The organism is Dickeya oryzae, assembly GCF_020406815.2.
Taxonomy (GTDB): domain Bacteria; phylum Pseudomonadota; class Gammaproteobacteria; order Enterobacterales; family Enterobacteriaceae; genus Dickeya; species Dickeya oryzae.
Genome location: NZ_CP162670.1, coordinates 4,031,038 through 4,049,457, shown reverse-complemented (window position 1 = coordinate 4,049,457; position 18,420 = coordinate 4,031,038). Strand labels below are relative to the sequence as shown.

12 protein-coding genes, 1 tRNA gene and 2 pseudogenes are annotated in these 18,420 nt (G+C 52.2%); 7 read left to right on the top strand and 8 right to left on the bottom strand.

Features of this window, described 5'->3' with window-relative positions; translation table 11 throughout:
• Positions 1 to 152 precede the first annotated feature (152 nt).
• From LF929_RS17780 to LF929_RS17765, 4 genes are all read left to right on the top strand, one after another.
• On the top strand, positions 153 to 1,580 hold the full coding sequence (locus LF929_RS17780) for a coniferyl aldehyde dehydrogenase (RefSeq protein WP_038907016.1): 1,428 nt from the start codon (positions 153 to 155) through the stop codon (positions 1,578 to 1,580).
• A 541-nt stretch (positions 1,581 to 2,121) separates the two neighbouring features.
• Positions 2,122 to 4,899, top strand: coding sequence for a flavocytochrome c (locus LF929_RS17775; RefSeq protein ID WP_226093193.1), 2,778 nt, complete (start codon positions 2,122 to 2,124; stop codon positions 4,897 to 4,899).
• A 91-nt stretch (positions 4,900 to 4,990) separates the two neighbouring features.
• Positions 4,991 to 5,971 (top strand): FAD:protein FMN transferase, encoded by a 981-nt coding sequence (locus tag LF929_RS17770; RefSeq protein WP_226093192.1) that lies wholly within the window; start codon positions 4,991 to 4,993, stop codon positions 5,969 to 5,971.
• 551 nt (positions 5,972 to 6,522) lie between these two features.
• Positions 6,523 to 6,972, top strand: coding sequence for an MCP four helix bundle domain-containing protein (locus LF929_RS17765; protein ID WP_226093191.1), 450 nt, complete (start codon positions 6,523 to 6,525; stop codon positions 6,970 to 6,972).
• On the opposite strand, the gene LF929_RS17760 is transcribed toward LF929_RS17765, so the two are convergent.
• The gene (locus LF929_RS17760; RefSeq protein ID WP_102800868.1) at positions 6,965 to 8,287 is read right to left on the bottom strand and encodes an IS4 family transposase; all 1,323 of its coding nucleotides are present in this window, start codon (positions 8,285 to 8,287) and stop codon (positions 6,965 to 6,967) included. The two genes, LF929_RS17765 and LF929_RS17760, sit on opposite strands and share 8 nt — an antisense overlap.
• Positions 8,288 to 8,370: 83 nt before the next feature.
• Between LF929_RS17760 and LF929_RS17755 the strand changes: the two are divergent.
• Positions 8,371 to 9,594, top strand: a pseudogene (locus LF929_RS17755) (methyl-accepting chemotaxis protein); the annotation flags it as partial.
• A 53-nt stretch (positions 9,595 to 9,647) separates the two neighbouring features.
• On the opposite strand, the pseudogene LF929_RS17750 reads toward LF929_RS17755, so the two are convergent.
• From LF929_RS17750 to rpsU, 5 genes and pseudogenes are all read right to left on the bottom strand, one after another.
• A pseudogene (locus LF929_RS17750) lies at positions 9,648 to 10,178 on the bottom strand (GNAT family N-acetyltransferase).
• Between the two features lie 216 nt (positions 10,179 to 10,394).
• Positions 10,395 to 10,470, bottom strand: a tRNA-Ile gene (locus LF929_RS17745).
• A 255-nt stretch (positions 10,471 to 10,725) separates the two neighbouring features.
• Entirely contained in the window at positions 10,726 to 12,561 is a 1,836-nt protein-coding gene (gene rpoD / locus LF929_RS17740; protein ID WP_038903292.1) for an RNA polymerase sigma factor RpoD, read from the bottom strand.
• 156 nt (positions 12,562 to 12,717) lie between these two features.
• Positions 12,718 to 14,472 carry a DNA primase gene (dnaG, locus tag LF929_RS17735; protein WP_226093632.1) on the bottom strand — a complete coding sequence of 585 codons (1,755 nt, stop codon included), beginning with the start codon at positions 14,470 to 14,472 and terminating at the stop codon, positions 12,718 to 12,720.
• Positions 14,473 to 14,600: 128 nt separating this feature from the next.
• Positions 14,601 to 14,816, bottom strand: a complete 216-nt coding sequence (rpsU, locus tag LF929_RS17730; protein WP_001144069.1) for a 30S ribosomal protein S21 — start codon at positions 14,814 to 14,816, stop codon at positions 14,601 to 14,603.
• Between the two features lie 229 nt (positions 14,817 to 15,045).
• Between rpsU and tsaD the strand changes: the two genes are divergently transcribed.
• Positions 15,046 to 16,059: a tRNA (adenosine(37)-N6)-threonylcarbamoyltransferase complex transferase subunit TsaD gene (gene tsaD, locus LF929_RS17725; RefSeq protein WP_016943766.1), complete on the top strand. Its 1,014-nt coding sequence runs from the start codon at positions 15,046 to 15,048 to the stop codon at positions 16,057 to 16,059.
• A 53-nt stretch (positions 16,060 to 16,112) separates the two neighbouring features.
• Here tsaD and argR read toward each other — a convergent pair whose 3' ends face one another.
• Positions 16,113 to 16,583, bottom strand: a complete 471-nt coding sequence (gene argR, locus LF929_RS17720) for a transcriptional regulator ArgR (protein WP_016943767.1) — start codon at positions 16,581 to 16,583, stop codon at positions 16,113 to 16,115.
• 492 nt (positions 16,584 to 17,075) lie between these two features.
• Between argR and mdh the strand changes: the two genes are divergently transcribed.
• The gene (gene mdh / locus LF929_RS17715) at positions 17,076 to 18,017 is read left to right on the top strand and encodes a malate dehydrogenase (RefSeq protein ID WP_038903296.1); all 942 of its coding nucleotides are present in this window, start codon (positions 17,076 to 17,078) and stop codon (positions 18,015 to 18,017) included.
• 71 nt (positions 18,018 to 18,088) lie between these two features.
• Here mdh and LF929_RS17710 read toward each other — a convergent pair whose 3' ends face one another.
• Positions 18,089 to 18,370, bottom strand: coding sequence for a helix-turn-helix transcriptional regulator (locus tag LF929_RS17710; protein WP_019843790.1), 282 nt, complete (start codon positions 18,368 to 18,370; stop codon positions 18,089 to 18,091).
• Between the last annotated feature and the right edge of the window lie 50 nt (positions 18,371 to 18,420).

Below are 18,420 nucleotides of genomic sequence, written 5' to 3'. Positions count from 1 at the left end.
GACGTCGTGCATCAGGTTCCTGCACTTATTGCTGGATAATCCGGCGGCGCAAACGTACAATCAACCCCGGCTATTACTCATCTCATTTTTTCTATTGGTCCCTTCTTTTGTTAGAAGGCGCGTTGTGCTATGCATTGCAGATGAGAATCGCCATGAGTCACTTTATTTTGAATAATCAGCCCGTTTCGGCTGACGTTATTTCACAGCACCTTTCCCGAATGAAAGCGGTGGCCGCTGAGCACCCGCCCACTGTCTCCGAGCGTATTTCCATATTAAACCGTTGTATCGCACTGTTAAGAGCGCATCAGGACGCGTTATGCGACGCCTACAGTCAGGATTTTGGCTACCGTGCTCCCGGCAATACGCTGGTTTCGGATATCCTCGGTTCGATCGAGGCGCTGCGCCATGCAGCGCAGCATCTGGAACAGTGGGTACCTGAGGAGCAACGAACCTCGCCATTTCCTGGAACGCGAGTGGTAGTTGAATATAAACCGTTGGGGGTGATCGGTATCATCAGCCCATGGAATTTCCCGTTGGTACTGACGTTTGGTCCGTTAGCAGGCGTTATTGCCGCCGGTAACCGGGCGATGATTAAACCTTCCGAATTAGCCGAAAACGGTAGCCGGTTACTGTGCCGACTGATCGCCGAGTACTTTAGTGCAGAAGAAATCTCAACGCTACAAGGCGGCATTGAGGCATCGAAGCGGTTTGCATCGTTGCCATTCGACCATATGGTATTTACCGGTAGCACCGCGACGGGCAGGCAGATAATGCAAGCGGCGGCGGAAAATCTTACCCCGGTAACGTTGGAACTGGGCGGTAAATCGCCGGTGGTGGTATCGCGCGGCAGTAATATCATCCAGGCGGCACAGCGTATCATGACCGTCAAAACCTTTAATGCCGGGCAGATCTGTATCGCTCCCGACTATGTGTTGGTGCATCAGGATGATCTGCCGACATTCGTTGAACAGGCACTGGCGTTTTTACACCGGCGCTTTGGCACGTTTATCGACAACCGCGAATACACATCGGTGGTGAATGATCGTCAGACGACGCGGCTCTGCACACTACTGGACGATGCTCGTGCATTGGGAGCGACGTTGGTACGAGCGACGGAAGAAGAGGATGATCTGCCGCGTGGGCGTATGGTACCGACATTTGTGATTAACCCGCCGCTAACTTCCCGCATCATGCAGGAGGAGATTTTTGGTCCGTTGCTGCCGGTGATCACCTATGACCATCTTGAACAGTGCCTGGATCTCATCAATGGGATGGACCGCCCACTGGCGGCCTATTACTTCGGCGATGATCCGCTGGAGATCGCGCAAATCCGGCATCGGATATTGTCCGGTGCGCTGGTTATCAATGACGTGATGAGCCATGTGCTGCTGCATGATGTACCTTTCGGCGGTGTTGGGGCGTCGGGAATGGGCGCTTACCATGGCGAGATTGGCTTCAAACGTTTCTCGCATGCGCGGCCGGTGTTCTATCAAAGCACCGGCGGCGAATCCAATTTGCTGATGCGGGCACCGTTTGATGACGCGTCTCGTCGGTTGGTTGCACAATTGATTAATGAGTAACACGCCTGACGCTTGCCGTTGGTATAAGAATATAAGCCGCCGAAGAGGCGGCTTTTTACATTCTTTCCCCCTGTCTCAGGCAATGTGGAAATAATGGGCATTGCCAATAGAATATGCATAAACAAAGAAAGGGTAATTCGATCTGATATTTTTTGAAGTGATAATTTTGAACCGGTGTTTTATTTATTGAATGTGTTTTTTGTCCGCTCCGGCAGTGGTGGTTGGTTGTGTTCTACAGGGCTTGGTCGCATCCTGTATGTACTGTCTCAGAACGGATATATTCGGCAGACGACATATTCAGGTAAATAAGGCGTTATTTAATTTTAAATAAATGTGAATAACTTATTTTCCCTTTTACCACGCTTTAAACAACGTGATGACATCATAGTGGTTTATTAGTTAATTAACTAAATTGATTATTTAGAAACTAAAAAGCCAATCATATTAACGCTATGACATCGGCCCATTAAGCAAAACCAAAAACAATAAACCGATAACCCATTCAAAGCCTATAAAACATTGGTAATTTATGGAGTCTCTTATGAGCGTTAATAACCAGGTATTCAGTCCGTTTACCTTGCCTAACGGCGTCGAGCTTAAAAATCGTCTGCTGATGGCACCGATGACCACCTGTACCGGCTTTTATGACGGCACCGTCACCAGGGAGCTGGTGGAGTATTATCAGGTGCGTGCCGGGAGTATCGGGGCAGTGATTGTGGAGTGCTGCTTTATTGATGATAAAGGGCTGGCATTTCCGGGCGCCATCGGTATCGACCACGACAATAAAATCGCCGGGCTTGCAAAAATCGCCTCTGCCATCAGGGAGAAAGGCTCAAAAGCCATTTTGCAAATCTACCACGGTGGTCGCATGGTGGAGCCGAAACTGATTGGCGGGCGTTCACCGGTTGGGCCCAGTGCGGTGGCCGCACCGCGTGACGGCGCAGCGGTGCCGCTGGCACTCACGGGCGAGGACGTTGAGGCGATGATCGCCAAATTTGGCGAAGGGGTACGCCGTGCGATTGAAGCAGGGTTCGACGGCGTGGAAATCCACGGTGCCAATACTTATCTGATTCAGCAGTTTTACTCCCCGAACTCCAACCAGCGCACCGACGAATGGGGCGGCAGCCGCGACAACCGTGCCAGATTTCCGCTCGCAGTGCTGGATATCACCCACAAAATGGCACGCCAGTACGCAGACGCTTCTTTCATCATCGGCTATCGCTTTTCACCGGAAGAAATCGAAGAGCCGGGCATCCGCTTTGACGACACCCTGTACCTGTTGGAGAAACTGGCGGCACGCGGGCTGGATTATCTGCATTTCTCCATGGGGTATACCCTGCGTTCTTCCATCGTCGATACCACCGATCCTACTCCGCTGATTGGCAAATATGTCACGATGCGTTCTGACACGCTGGCTAAAGTACCGGTTATCGGCGTGGGCGGGGTGGTTAATCAGGCGGATGCCGATGCCGCGCTGGAGCATGGTTACGATCTGGTGGCGGTAGGGAAAGCCTGCATTGCTTACCCGGACTGGACCGATCGGCTCATCAGTCAGCAGAAGGTCGACTTGTTTATCGACAGTACCCAGCGTGAAGCCCTCACTATTCCGGAACCGTTGTGGCGCTTCTCTCTGGTGGAAGCGATGATCCGCGATATGAGTCTGGCGGCGAAAAAATTCAAAGCCGGTGTTTTTCAGGAAACCGTAGCGGATGATGCGGGTGAACTGGTTATCAACGTCAGCCTGGAAACGGACCGTATCGCAGATGTGACACTTGCGCCCCATGCGCAGTTGCATACTGACTTTGTCAGCAGCTTTGAGGTGATTCGCTCGCGAATTCTGGAGGCGAACAGCCCACATGTGGATGCGGTGACTGGCGCGACGGTGCAAAGTGAAGCGGTAAAAAAAGCCGTCTCCAAGGCACTGGCCCGCTCCTGCAAGGCGGCGATTGTGGAAGATGGTGGCGACCCGGCCGAGATGAATTGCTATGACGTGGTGGTGATCGGCAGTGGTGGCGCGGGCCTGGCCGCAGCGATTCAGGCCTGTGATGACGGTGCCCGCGTGCTGATTGTCGAGAAGATGTCCAGCATCGGTGGCAACACCATCAAAGCGTCTGTCGGCATGAATGCCGCAGGCACGCGTTTCCAGAAAATGCGCGGTATTGTCGACGACAAGCAGCGTTTCTACGAGGAGACCCTGAAAGGCGGTAAACAAAAAAATAACCCCGATTTGCTGAAACGATTCGTCGAAGGTGCGCCGATGGCGATCGACTGGCTGGCAGAGCGTGGTATCGAACTGAACGACATTACTATTACTGGCGGCATGAGCGTGGATCGCACCCACCGACCGGCAGATGGCTCGGCGGTTGGCGGTTTCCTGATCAGTGGGCTGGTGAAAAATATCAATAAGCGCAACATCGATGTCATGCTGGAAACCGCAGTCATCGACATCCTTCACGACGCCGGTGCGGTGACCGGGGTGCGGGTGCAGAGCGAAGACAACGAGCAACTGACCATCGCCACCAAAGGGGTGATCGTTGCCACCGGCGGTTTCAGCGCTAATCGCGATATGGTACTGAAATACCGCCCGGATCTGGATGGTTTTGTCACCACCAACCATAGCGGTGCGACTGGTTGTGGTATCGCCATTCTGGAGAAGGTCGGGGCGGATACGGTGGACCTGGGCGAAATCCAGATCCATCCCACGGTGGAGCAGAACACCTCTTATCTGATCTCTGAATCCATTCGTGGCGGCGGTGCGATTCTGGTGAGTCAGCAGGGCCAGCGCTTCTTTAACGAAATGGAAACCCGTGACAAGGTGTCGGCGTCAATCATCGGTTTACCGGAGAAGTACGCTTATATCTTGTTTGATGAGCAGGTGAGGACGAAAAATAAGGCGGCTGACGAGTATTTATCCCGTGGTTTTGTGGTGAGTGCGGCCTCTCCACGTGAACTGGCGGATAAACTGGCTATCGATGCTGATGCACTGCAGACGACGCTGGAACGCTATAACCAGTTTGTTGAAAAACAGCATGACGACGATTTCGGCCGTCAAACCGCGCTGCGTCATCCTCTCAATCAGGGGCCGTTTTACGCTATTCGCATCGCACCCGGTGTACACCACACCATGGGGGGCGTGGTGATCAATACCGATACTGCGGTACTGGACCGCAAGAAACGGGTGATTCGGGGCGCTTTCGCTGCCGGTGAAGTCGTGGGCGGTATCCACGGTGGCAACCGCATCGGCGGTAACGCCATCGCCGATATCATTGTGTTTGGTATTCAGGCCGGCCGTAACGCCGCGACTTACGTGCGCCTGTAAGTACGGGGCTCGTGTCGGTCTGTCATACCTGCCTGCGTCAGCCCTCGCTGCTGACGCAGGCTCGATCTGTTCTTTTTCAGAGGTCCCCACTATGCCGCCAGATGATCGGATTTATAGCTATTCCACGGTGCTGATGGGGTCACCCATCCTGCTCAAGTTGTTTGAGCCAAATGAGCCACTGGCATTGTTGGTGTTTGGCCGCATTAAACAACTGGAAGATGTGTTGACCGTTAATCGGGCTAACTCCGAGGTGATGGCTATCAATCAGGCGGCAGGGAAACACCCGGTTGTCGTCAGCCCGTGGTTATTTAATCTGATTACGCGTGCCAGAGAGGTCAGTCTGTTGGAAGGCAGTTGTTTTAACGTCACCATCGGGCCGGTGGTGAAGCGCTGGAAAATCGGCTTTCAGGGTGAGCGCATTCCGCCCGCTGATGAGGTGCGTACGTTACTGGCGCTGACCGACCCCCGTCACGTCATTCTTGATGCCAAGGCGCGCTCGGTATGGCTGGAAAAAACAGGGATGGAAATCGATTTAGGGGCGATAGCGAAGGGCTATATTGCGGATGTCATCAGGCAATTCCTCTACCAGCATCACGTCTATCATGCGCTGATCAATCTGGGCGGGAATGTCCTGGCCATCGGCAGGCCGCAAAGCGCCCATCAGGCCGCCTGGTCGGTGGGGTTACAAAAGCCGTTTGGCGAGAATCATGAACTGCTTGGGCTGATACAGGTGGTGAACAAGTCGATAGTGACATCCGGTATCTATGAGCGCTATTTCACATTTGGGGGACGCATTTATCACCATATCTTTGATCCCAAAACAGGTTATCCGCTCGATAATGAAATACTGAGCGTCACACTCATCACGGATGCGTCTATTGATGGAGACATTTACACCACGCTGCTTTATGGCATGGGGGTAGAAAAAGGACTGGCTTATCTCTCGCAACGTTCAGATATTGATGCCATTTTTGTCACCAGAGATCAAAAAATCATTCTATCATCACAACGGAATTTTGTGTTTTTACCATTAGATACAAATTATATTGTAGTGGTGGCAGGGGATGAATAATGAAAATATATTTAATAAATAGGGTGTTTTCAGGGTGTTAAAATATTATCAATTATTAATTTGGCTGAATAATGGCGTGAAGGATTTCAATGGCATGATTGATTTCTGATTTAAATGATTTACTGGCTGGATAATCGATTTTTTACATCGTCATGTGGTTTATTTCCCTGATAACAATACAGGTTGTTCAGGCAGGCATTCAACTTCCCGATATCATAATTTTCCTTGCTTACCCCTCCTATTGATTTTGTTTTCCCCTGTAAATAGTCAGGCTTTTACGTTGTGAGTGATATTAATTTTATTAAATATCAGTGTGTTATGATTTTTATTGGTCTGGCAATTTATGGGGCGCAGTTGGGATACGTTGTGTGCCACACAGCAAGATACTTTTTTATTAAATATCTTTGTGATAATGCTATTCGCTCCGTACGCTATGTGTTTTTTAATTCGATCCCATCTCGGCGAGATACTGAAACGCATAGGCTTGTATTCTGGTGTTTGTTTCATCCACCGGTTTGTATTTTTGATAATCAATAGTAAGACGGACTGTTATGAATAACATTAAAATTGGCACACGGCTTTGGATGGCATTGGGTTTTATGATGCTGCTGGTTATCATTATGGCATTGAGTAGTATCAGTCGCCTGTACTCCCTCGGTAATACGACTGTATCGATTACAGACAACATTTACGCCAACGTTGACGCTGCCTCTTCAATCGGTTTCTTCACCGCCGACATGAGTCGGCTTGCTCGCAATATCATTCTGATGGATGACCCGGAAAGAAAAGCGGGTTTCTTACGCGATTACAATACAGAAAAAAACCAGATAAACGTGATGACAGAACTGCTGCGAAACCACGTTGAAACCGACAAAGGCAGAGAGATTTTTACGGCCATGCAACGTAACGGCGAGCAGTTCTTCCCGTTTATTGATGATGTTGTGGCACTGGGTATGCAGGGCAAAAAAGAAGAGGCGACCCGGCTAATGCCAGTCACTTAAGGTGACTGGCATTGTTTTTAAAAGGGTATTTGGGCTTTTTTTGCCTCACTTCTCTTTCATACTCCCGCTCCCGTCTCGGCGGCAGTTTCAGCATCGCGGCATTGCTGTAGAAGTGTTTCAGGTGTCCCGGTACTGCTCCCGGTGAGGACCATGGCAGCCCGATTAACAGCCGCATTATTTCTGCCACCGAACCGCTGAAGCTCAGCTGATACGGCAGATAATCTCCTTTCAGGCTGAACGCCATTTTCACCATCTGATACCGCACCAGGTTGTATGTCAGCAGTATCCCCCACAGCTCCTGTCTCACCATCTCCGGTAATTTACTTCTCAGCGTCCAGCGGTTGCCGCACAGGAACTGCTTCGCCTCACGATACCCCAGTTCGATTTCCCACCGGTGTTTGTAGAGTTCTGCTATGTCTGCCGCCGGGTAACGCATCGCGTCCGTCATCGATGTGACAACCTGACGTTCCACACCGTTAACCTTCCTGCTGATTAACCGGACAGTGAGCTCATCCGGCAGACCTTCCCACTGTTTTCTTGCCTGTGGCGAGGTCTTCAGCGTTATCAGTTCATCCTGCCTGCCCAGTCTGCGTATCACCTCATACTGCGTGCCCTTTTTCAGCGGCAACAACCAGTGGCGGTTCTCTCCTGCCCTGTGCCAGTCATGCAGCAGGCCTGTTGACCAGAAGCCCCTGTCAAACAACGTCACGCTATTATCCGGTGCCTGCTTTGCCAGTCCTGCCGCCAGCCGCATCTCATTAACGTCATACCGGCCCATCACGCTGGCGCGCAGCAGGTGACTGCTCAGTTCCATCAGACACACCATGCGGACCTGCGGGAAGCCTTTTTCACCGTACTGATTTTCCGCTTTCGCGAAGGCAGCGGCATTTTCCGGTGTGTCGGGCGTTCGCCAGACCACGCCATCAACGGCGTTCAGCGTCAGCCCGTTCCAGAGCGGATGCCGGGATTCCTCATGCCAGTGCTGTTGTGTCAGTTCGAACAGAACTCTAATGGCATCCTCACCCAGCGTTTTGCGGCGGGCAATGACGGAGCTGGGTGCGGTAAAAGGTCTGCCAGTCCGGTCAGCGATGTCCATCAGATTGACGATATGGGACACAGGCTTGTTGTTGAAAATAGCCATACCTATAACCAGCCAGACCATGGATTCGAGGGGAAGCTTACGCTTACGTAGCGTCACGGTATCCGTGAGGGTAAAGGCCTGCTGAATAAGGTCGGGGGAAAGGAGGTCGGCAAGACTCTGAACTTCATCGGGAGCAGTAAGATTGATAATGCCGAGGGCCTGTGAAAGTTCCATTAAAAAGGGTCCATGTGAAGACATGAACCCTTTTTACATCAGCCACCGGATCGGTCAACCGATCCTTAAACGATCGGCATTAGGCGACCCGGCTCCTCTTCGGCCCCCGCTATCAGAGCCAGATTAGCTACATGGCGACATTAAAAGACATGGTGCAATTCCAGCGTAAAAGGATGAGCGACGGCGCAGCGCGGGTCATTAATGAGCGTGATAACGCAGTGATATTGCTAGCGGTGACCACCGCTATTGCATTGCTCCTCGGGATATTCTTTGCGTGGGGGATCACCCGCAGTGTGACTCGTCCTCTACAGCAGGCGCTGTTGTCGGCGCAGCGAATCGCCCGGGGCGACTTGAGTGGCGAGGTGCCAACAGGGAGTCGGGATGAAACGGGCCGGTTGCTCAATGCGATTGGCGAGATGCAGACATCCCTGACTCGCACCGTCAGCACGGTAAGAAGCAATGCTGAGAGCGTGGCATCGGCCAGCATGCAGATAGCGCAGGGCAATAGCGATCTGTCACAACGCACCGAAGCGCAAGCCAGTGCGCTGGAACAGACGGCCTCGACGATGAGCGAACTGGGTATTACAGTAAAAAATAACGCCGATAGCGCACGTGAGGCCAGACAACTGGCGGTAAACGTTCAGCGTGTCGCCCGGGAAGGGAGTGACGTCACGTCTGAGATAACCAGTACCATGCAATTGATAGACAGTAGCTCCAGACGCATTTCAGACATCACGACGGTTATCGATGGTATCGCCTTCCAGACCAATATTCTGGCGCTGAATGCCGCCGTGGAAGCAGCCCGTGCGGGAGAACACGGTAAAGGCTTCGCGGTTGTGGCAAGCGAAGTGCGAAGTCTGGCGCAGCGTAGCGCAACGGCGTCCGGTGAAATCCGGCAGTTGATCGCCTCCAACGTGGAAAACGTAGATCGCGGCAGCGAGCTGGTCAGCCGGGCCGGCGAAACCATGACCGGCATCGTGACCGCTGTAGGGCAACTGACGGACACGGTCGCGGAAATCAGCGTTGCCAGCGAAGAGCAGGCGCGGGGCATCGAGCAGGTTGGCGTGGCGCTGACCGGGATGGATCAAACCACACAGCAGAACGCGGCGCTGGTTGAGGAGTCGGCTTCGGCTTCACAGAGTCTGCAAGAGCAGGCAACACAGCTTCTGCAGTCTGTATCGGTGTTCAATATTGGCACGTCTGCCGCACCGGTGTCGCTGGCACCACCTTCTGTGGCCAGACTGGCTAAGCCGAAATTAACGACAGCGTTACAGAGCACAGCAACAGAAGGCTGGACGCGTTTCTAATCCAACCTGAATCGCGTGAGCGGTGATGGCGCAAATGTTGTAGGTAAAAAATATCAGCGTTTGCGCCATTCATCCTGAGTCAGTATAAACAGTCGGCTGGGCGGTCCACTGTCAACGTCATGCAGTGTTCCGACACACTTCATGCCTGCTTTGTTCAGGACATTCTGTGAATCCTAGTGATTTACCCTGACCACGGCTGAAATTTCGCTGACATCGATATCATCAAATCCGTAACGCAGAATACGGCGAGCAAACTCTGTTGCCAGCCCTTTTCCCCATGCTTGTGTCGCTAAACGATAGCCAAGATTGTTGATAGTGATGTCAGCGAAAGTTTTGATGCTTAATCCGCCGAACCCAATAACCGTCAGCGGGTCATCACGCAGCGTAATGGCAACGTTTCCAAACCCTTGCTCGTCCCAGTGGCTAAGCCAGCGAGCCAGCACGGTACGGGTATACTCAATATCAGGATAAGGGCCCGCAGGGTTAAACCGGTTAGTTGCAGGATCGCCATAGATACGGAACAGACAATCCACATCGGATGGGGAAACAGGACGAAGGTACAACCGCTCGGTATAAAGCTCCATAATGAAACCGTTAGTCTGTGCAGGGTGTATAGGTTATAACCGATTTTAATCAGGCGAGGAAGGAAGCCGCGGTAGTGAGGCGACTGTAGAATTCATATGGTGGTCTGAGAGGTTTATCGCCCGTGTTGAGAGACAAATAAGAGACACTTGCCCCTGAATAGCAAAAAAGCCACCCGCTAAAAGGTGGCCTAATCATATGATTTTAAAACTAAAATTTGGTGGCCCCTGTTGGGTTTGAACCAACGACCAAGCGATTATGAGTCGCCTGCTCTAACCACTGAGCTAAGGGGCCATGCGGGTGTTGATTATAGGTAATCCGGCTAGTCGGGTCTATAGCGCGGCGACCATATGGTCGTTTTGTATTCACTCTACAGTGGATTGTTATTATTAGGGATTCATACACCCTTTGGTGGGGCAGGGTATGAGTACATGGGCTAGGTGAGGGGGATCGCTTCTGCCGGGCAGACTGGCAGGCTAAGGCTATTGAGGCCTAAATAAAAACCCCCGGTCGAAACCGGGGGTGTGACAAAGAGTAAAACCTGTTTTCTTAGTCGTCCAGGAAGCTACGCAGTACTTCAGAACGGCTCGGGTGGCGCAATTTACGCAACGCTTTGGCTTCAATCTGACGGATACGTTCGCGGGTGACGTCGAACTGTTTGCCGACTTCTTCCAGCGTGTGGTCGGTATTCATGTCGATACCAAAACGCATACGCAGCACCTTGGCTTCACGTGCGGTCAGGCCAGCCAGTACGTCGTGGGTGGCAGAGCGCAGACTTTCCGAGGTGGCGGAGTCCAGCGGCAGCTCCAGCGTGGTATCTTCGATGAAATCGCCCAGATGCGAATCTTCATCATCACCGATCGGGGTTTCCATCGAGATAGGCTCTTTGGCGATCTTCAATACCTTGCGGATCTTGTCTTCCGGCATCAGCATGCGTTCAGCCAGTTCTTCCGGCGTCGGCTCGCGACCCATTTCCTGCAACATCTGGCGCGAAATACGGTTGAGTTTGTTGATGGTCTCAATCATATGCACCGGGATACGGATGGTGCGCGCCTGATCCGCGATAGAACGGGTGATCGCCTGACGGATCCACCAGGTGGCGTAGGTGGAGAACTTATAGCCACGGCGGTATTCAAACTTGTCTACCGCTTTCATCAGGCCGATGTTGCCTTCCTGGATCAGGTCGAGGAACTGCAAACCACGGTTGGTGTATTTCTTGGCTATCGAGATAACCAGACGCAGGTTCGCTTCCACCATCTCTTTCTTGGCGCGACGCGCTTTGGCTTCGCCGATGGACATGCGACGGTTGATGTCTTTTACCTGCTCGATAGTCAGGCCGGTTTCTTCTTCGATCTGTTGCAGTTTTTGCAGGCTGCGATGTACGTCGTCTTCAACGTCGCGCAGTTTTTCACACCAGGGTTTGCCCATGGACAGTGCGGCTTCGAACCACTTGCTGTTGGTTTCGTTGCCGGTAAACAGCGTGACAAAGTTTTTCTTCGGCATTTTGCACAGCTCAACGCACAGCTTCATGATCTGGCGTTCCTGGGCACGCACGCGATCCATCATGGAACGCATGTTATTTACCAGCAGGTCGAACTGTTTTGGCACCAGACGGAACTGCTTGAATACCTCAGACAGTTTGTTGATTTCTTCAATCGCCGATGGGTGGCTGCGGCCATGCGCCTTGATGCTGACGCGGGTCGCTTCATACTGATCGCGCAGTTCGGTGAATTTCTGACGCGCCAGCTCCGGGTCGATGCTGTTGTCATCGTCGGAATCGTCTTCGTCTTCTTCGTTCTCGTCGTCGTCGTCGTCGATGCCGTCATCAGCCAGTTCGGCGTTTTCAGGCGCGGCGTTCGGTGCCAAATCTTCTTCGGCGTTCGGATCGACAAAGCCGGTTATCAGATCGGACAGGCGGCTTTCTCCGGCTTCAACACGATCGTACTGTTCCAACAGATAGGTGATCGCTTCTGGATACTCGGCAACAGAGCACTGAACCTGATTGATCCCGTCTTCGATTCGCTTCGCGATATCGATTTCCCCTTCACGGGTCAGCAGTTCAACGGTGCCCATTTCACGCATGTACATGCGAACGGGATCGGTCGTGCGGCCAATCTCGGATTCGACGCTGGACAATACCTGTGCTGCGGCTTCAGCAGCGTCTTCGTCGGCGGTATTCTCAGCCAGCATGAGATCATCGGCATCCGGTGCTTCTTCCATCACCTGGATGCCCATGTCGTTAATCATCTGGATGATGTCTTCGATCTGATCGGAGTCGATGATATCTTCCGGCAGATGGTCATTGACCTCGGCATAGGTCAGGTAGCCTTGCTCCTTACCACGGGTGACAAGTAGCTTGAGCTGTGACTGCGGGTTTTGCTCCATAAGACGGTATCCACACTTCAGAATATTGGGGTTGGTGTCGGTCAGCGTAAATCGCTAACAATAGCATTAGGGGAATTTTTCTTATCGCCGCAGCCCCTGTAGCGGCACGCTGTAGGGATCAACCCTACTATTTATCGGCAGTTAAGCCGCAGGAAATCAGTTTTTTCGTGTCAGCGCCAGTTGCAGAGACCACAACTCTTTGCGCTCATTCATGCTCAGCCCGTGTGTTCTCTCGCGGGCAATGAGCATATCCATCCGTTGCTGAAGCAACTGGTCGTAGAGCTCGGCCAGGCTGACCCGGAATTTCTCTTCGAGCTCGTCGTCTTCAATCATATGGTCCCAGGCGGCGAGGGTTTCAAGCTGCTTGCGATATTTACTTTCGCGATATTTCTCCAGCAGCAGCCCCATGTTCATGCCCGGGCTTTCATTGCAGGCTTTTACCAGATCTAAAAATAGCTCCAGCCCTGCCACTTTACTTTCTTCCACGCCATCCAGTGCCAGTGTCGGCACCTCGGCGGACAGCCTCGGGTTTTGTACTAAAAGTCCTATCAGTATACGCATAGTTGTGACTTTTAGCCGTGGAGGCTGGTAAGACGATGTTTGTTCCGCTGTCTTCGATAACAAGCGGTCTAACTGGCTGTCATCCAGCAGCCCCAACTTATGACCGAGCTGTTGACGTAAGTATAAGCGTAACGTTTCACCCGGCACTTGACCAATAAGGGGTAATGCCAGCGTACTCAGCTTGGCCCGCCCGTCAGGGGTGCTCATGTCTACCTGTTGTAGCAGCGAATCGAACAAAAATGATGACAGTGGCATCGCCTGTTCAATACGCTGCTCAAACGCGGCTTTCCCTTCCTGGCGAATCAGCGTATCCGGGTCCTCGCCATCTGGCAGGAACATAAAACGCAATTGCCTGCCGTCATCCAGATAGGGTAGCGCGGTTTCCAGCGCTCGCCAGGCAGCGTCGCGTCCAGCACGGTCACCATCGTAACAACACACCACCTGATCGGTAGCGCGGAACAGCAACTGAATATGATCCGCTGTTGTTGAGGTTCCCAGTGAGGCGACCGCGTAATCGATGCCAAACTGTGCCAGCGCAACCACATCCATATAGCCTTCGACCACCAACAACCGTTTCAATTCCGGTTTTTTCTGTTGTGCTTCGTACAGGCCGTACAGCTGTCTACCTTTATGAAAAATCTCGGTTTCCGGCGAGTTCAGGTACTTTGGGGTGCCGTCACCCATGACCCGACCACCGAACGCAATGACCCGTCCGCGTTTATCACGGATAGGGAACATCACCCGATCGCGAAAACGATCATAAGTACGACCATTCTCGTTGGTTACCAACATACCGGCATCAGTCAGCGTCGTTTTATCGTCGCTGTTGCGCCCGAAACGCTTTAACGCGTTATCCCACCCTGGCAGCGTACATCCGATGGCGAACTGACGGATGACATCATCGCTCAAGCCTCGTCTGGCCAGATACTCTCTGGCGGGCGTACCGGCGGGTTGGTTCAGAGTATGTTGGTAAAATGCGCTTAATTGTTCCATCAGCTCGTATAAACTTTGCCGTTGATGGCGTTCGAGCTGGGTCGGACCGGTGCCTGCTTCGTAAGGGACATCCAGACCGTGCATTGCAGCCAGTTCTTCAATGCTTTCAACAAATTCCAGACGATCGTAATTCATCAGGAAATCAATGGCGTTGCCGTGGGCACCGCAACCAAAGCAATGGTAGAACTGCTTATCACCGTTTACGGTGAATGACGGGGTTTTCTCGTGGTGGAACGGGCAACACGCGTGATAATTCTTGCCCTGCTTTTTCAGTTTAACGCGCGCATCGATCAGGTCGACGATGTCGGTACGGGCTAGCAGGTCATTAATAAATACGCGGGGAATACGTCCAGCCATAAGCCCCTTATCTATATACGTTTATAAACGACAATAAGCCGCGCATTCCTTTCGGAAATGCACGGCCTTCGTATGCAACTGCTAAGTCTGCGGATTAATCACGCGGTGGAGGATAACCCTCCTAAAAATTAATACAGACGAGTGCGGCGTGCGTTTTCTCGAGCCAGCTTCTTAGCGTGACGTTTCACAGCAGATGCTTTAGCGCGTTTACGTTCAGTAGTCGGTTTTTCATAGAACTCACGACGACGAACTTCAGCCAAAACACCCGCTTTTTCGCAGGAACGCTTGAAACGACGCAGAGCAACGTCGAACGGCTCGTTTTCACGTACTTTAATTACCGGCATGTGCCTCTCACCTCAGTAAATTCGGTTTGTTGCTGGCCTTGTGCCAGCCTTTTCAAAATGGTGCGGAATTCTACTGCAACTGTGGCGCGTTTGTAAAGTCCATCAGCGATCATAAAACGCGCGATGCGGGGGTACGTGTCTGTGGGCAGGCTTATGATAGACTATGCGCCGCCTGAATCAAGCGGCCAGGTTGGTCGCGGTAAAAATGTAACCGAGAGTGAAAACAGCAATGCGCGTATTGGGTATTGAAACATCCTGCGATGAAACCGGAGTCGCGATTTATGACACGCAGGCCGGGCTGCTGGCAAATCAGCTTTATAGCCAGGTAAAACTGCATGCCGATTATGGCGGCGTGGTGCCTGAGCTGGCTTCCCGTGATCATGTCCGCAAGACCGTGCCACTGATTCAGGCGGCGTTAAAAGAAGCGGGGCTACAGCAGGGTGATATCGATGCCATCGCATACACCGCAGGCCCAGGTCTGGTCGGCGCGCTACTGGTGGGGGCGACAGTGGGACGTTCGCTGGCGTTTGCCTGGAATGTGCCCGCCATACCGGTTCATCACATGGAAGGGCACCTGCTGGCTCCCATGCTGGAAGATAACCCTCCCGCGTTTCCGTTTGTCGCACTGTTGGTCTCTGGTGGGCATACTCAGTTGATCAGCGTGACCGGTATTGGCGAATACCGTTTGCTGGGCGAATCCATTGATGATGCGGCGGGTGAAGCGTTCGATAAAACCGCCAAACTGTTGGGGCTGGATTACCCGGGGGGGCCGTTGCTGTCAAAAATGGCGCAAAATGGGCACCCCGGTCGTTTTGTCTTCCCCCGGCCCATGACGGATCGTCCCGGTCTGGATTTCAGTTTCTCAGGATTGAAGACCTTTGCCGCCAATACCATCCGTGAGAATGGCAACGATCCGCAGACACAAGCCGATATCGCACGAGCATTCGAAGATGCCGTCGTTGATACGCTGGCCATCAAGTGTCGGCGTGCGCTTGACGAGACCGGGTTCAGTCGGCTGGTGATGGCGGGCGGCGTAAGCGCTAATCGGACATTGCGCCAACGTCTGGCAGAGATCATGGCTAAACGCGGTGGTGAGGTGTTCTATGCGCGTCCTGAATTTTGTACCGATAACGGCGCGATGATTGCGTATGCGGGCGCAGTACGGTTCGCTCAGGGCGTTACCGGGGAGCTTGGCATTACTGTGCGGCCACGCTGGCCGTTGGCAGAGTTGCCGGCCTTGTGATGCGTTGCTGATATCGTCTTGTCGCCCCGAACAGATCGCGGGGCGGCGGGAAATCAGAGTTCCTGTTCAAACAGAACCAGGATGGCTTCATACAGTTGCTTGACGCTAAATCCTCTGGCAGGCGTGGTGAAAATGGTGTCATCACCCGCAATCGTGCCAAGAATACCTTCCGATTTGCCCAGTGAGTCCAGCAGGCGTGCGATTAACTGCGCCGCACCCGGGCTGGTATGAATGACGACCACGGCATCGTTGTGATCAACATCCAGCACCAGATTTTTTAGCGGGCTGGTGGTGGTTGGTACCCCTAACTCAGCGGGCAGGCAATAAACCATTTCCATTTTGGCGTTGCGGGTACGCACCGCGCCAAACTTGGTCAGCATGCGTGACACTTTCGACTGGTTGATGTTGTCGAAGCCATCGTCCTGCAATGCCTGCACGATTTCGCTCTGAGAGCTGAATTTCTCTTCTTTTAACAGCGCTTTGAACGCTTTTACCAGATCTTCTTGTTTAGGGGAGCTACGCATTCTGCACCGTGTCCGAGGAAAAGTGAAACATACCGCGATTATGCATTTAAATGAATTTTTATGCAATATGGGTGCGTATAAAACCGGATTGCGAGGAGGGGTTATCAGGCGAGAAAATGTGTAGGGCGATACTTTACCGAGACGTCAAAAAGTGTGCTCTTCATCACATAAAAGTAAAATAAATGTTATCAAAATGATGTTGTTTGGAGGCTACTTACAGGTGTAATGTAACATACCCGTTAATCAGTCGTGGGCTTATGTCGGGGCACATCACAATTGCCTGTTACTTTAATTACCTTTCAGAGATCAGGCGGATTGTTAGTTTATTATTAATCACATAGTGCGTTATCGCTGTGCACCGATCTACTTGCAGCGGACCTATGTAGTGCCCCTCTGAAAGCAGGTCTGGTGCCTGGCTTGTCTCGCGAGCATAAAACGTTTTTAACTAAACGCATCCACGGTAATTTTACTTAACATAATAAGGAGTTTAGGATGAAAGTTGCAGTTCTCGGAGCCGCAGGTGGTATTGGTCAAGCCCTTGCTCTTCTCCTCAAAACCCAGCTTCCTTCAGGTTCAGAGCTCTCACTTTATGATATTGCTCCGGTTACACCGGGCGTGGCGGTTGATCTGAGCCACATTCCTACCGACGTGAAAATCAAAGGTTTCAGTGGTGAAGATGCGACTCCGGCTCTGGAAGGCGCGGATATCGTGCTGATGTCTGCCGGGGTTGCCCGTAAGCCGGGAATGGATCGTTCCGATCTGTTTAACGTTAACGCGGGCATTGTGCGTAACCTGGTTTCTCAGGTTGCCAGCACCTGCCCTAAAGCCTGTATCGGTATCATTACCAACCCGGTCAATACGACGGTGGCGATTGCGGCTGAAGTCCTGAAACAAGCGGGCGTCTATGACAAAAATAAATTGTTCGGTGTCACGACGCTGGACATTATCCGCTCAAATACTTTCGTGGCTGAACTGAAAGGCAAACAGCCGCAGGATATTGAAGTACCGGTTATCGGTGGTCACTCCGGCGTGACCATTCTGCCGTTGCTGTCTCAGATTCCGGGCGTAAGCTTCACTGAGCAGGAAGTGGCTGACCTGACCAAGCGTATTCAGAATGCCGGTACTGAAGTGGTTGAAGCAAAAGCTGGTGGCGGGTCTGCAACTTTGTCCATGGGTCAGGCTGCAGCTCGCTTTGGTTTGTCTCTGGTACGTGCTCTGCAGGGTGAAAGCGGTGTGGTTGAATGTGCTTATGTTGAAGGTGATGGCAAACATGCCCGCTTCTTCGCACAACCGCTGTTGCTGGGCAAAAACGGTGTGGCTGAGCGTAAAGAGATTGGTACGCTGAGCGCATTTGAACAACAGGCTCTGGTCAGCATGCTGGATACCCTGAAACAGGATATCGCGCTGGGCGAAGAGTTCATCAACAAGAAATAATCACGATTGTGATTACCTGTGTTGCTGATAAGGCCGGAGTGTATGCTCCGGCCTTTCTTTTTTTGGCAGCATTATTCGGGTTGTGGATCGGATGGAGGACGGATCAGTTTTTTGCGGTCGAGTAATTCTTGCGTTTGTGGATCGTAATAGCGGCTGGGCCATATTTCCGACGGATGAATCCCCAGCGCATCGGCTATTAGCCATTCACCCTTTGGCCATGGACGGGATAGGGCATTAGCCAGTGTGGAAGAGCTCAAGCCGGCACCGCGCGATACTGCAGCAAGTGTTGTCCCTTTCTTTCTCAATGCTGCGATAATATCGGCAGGATGCCAGTCATTTTTCCTTGAATTCATAATCCTTCCCTTATTGCTATTAAGACGACAGCGTATTAATGGTATAACTA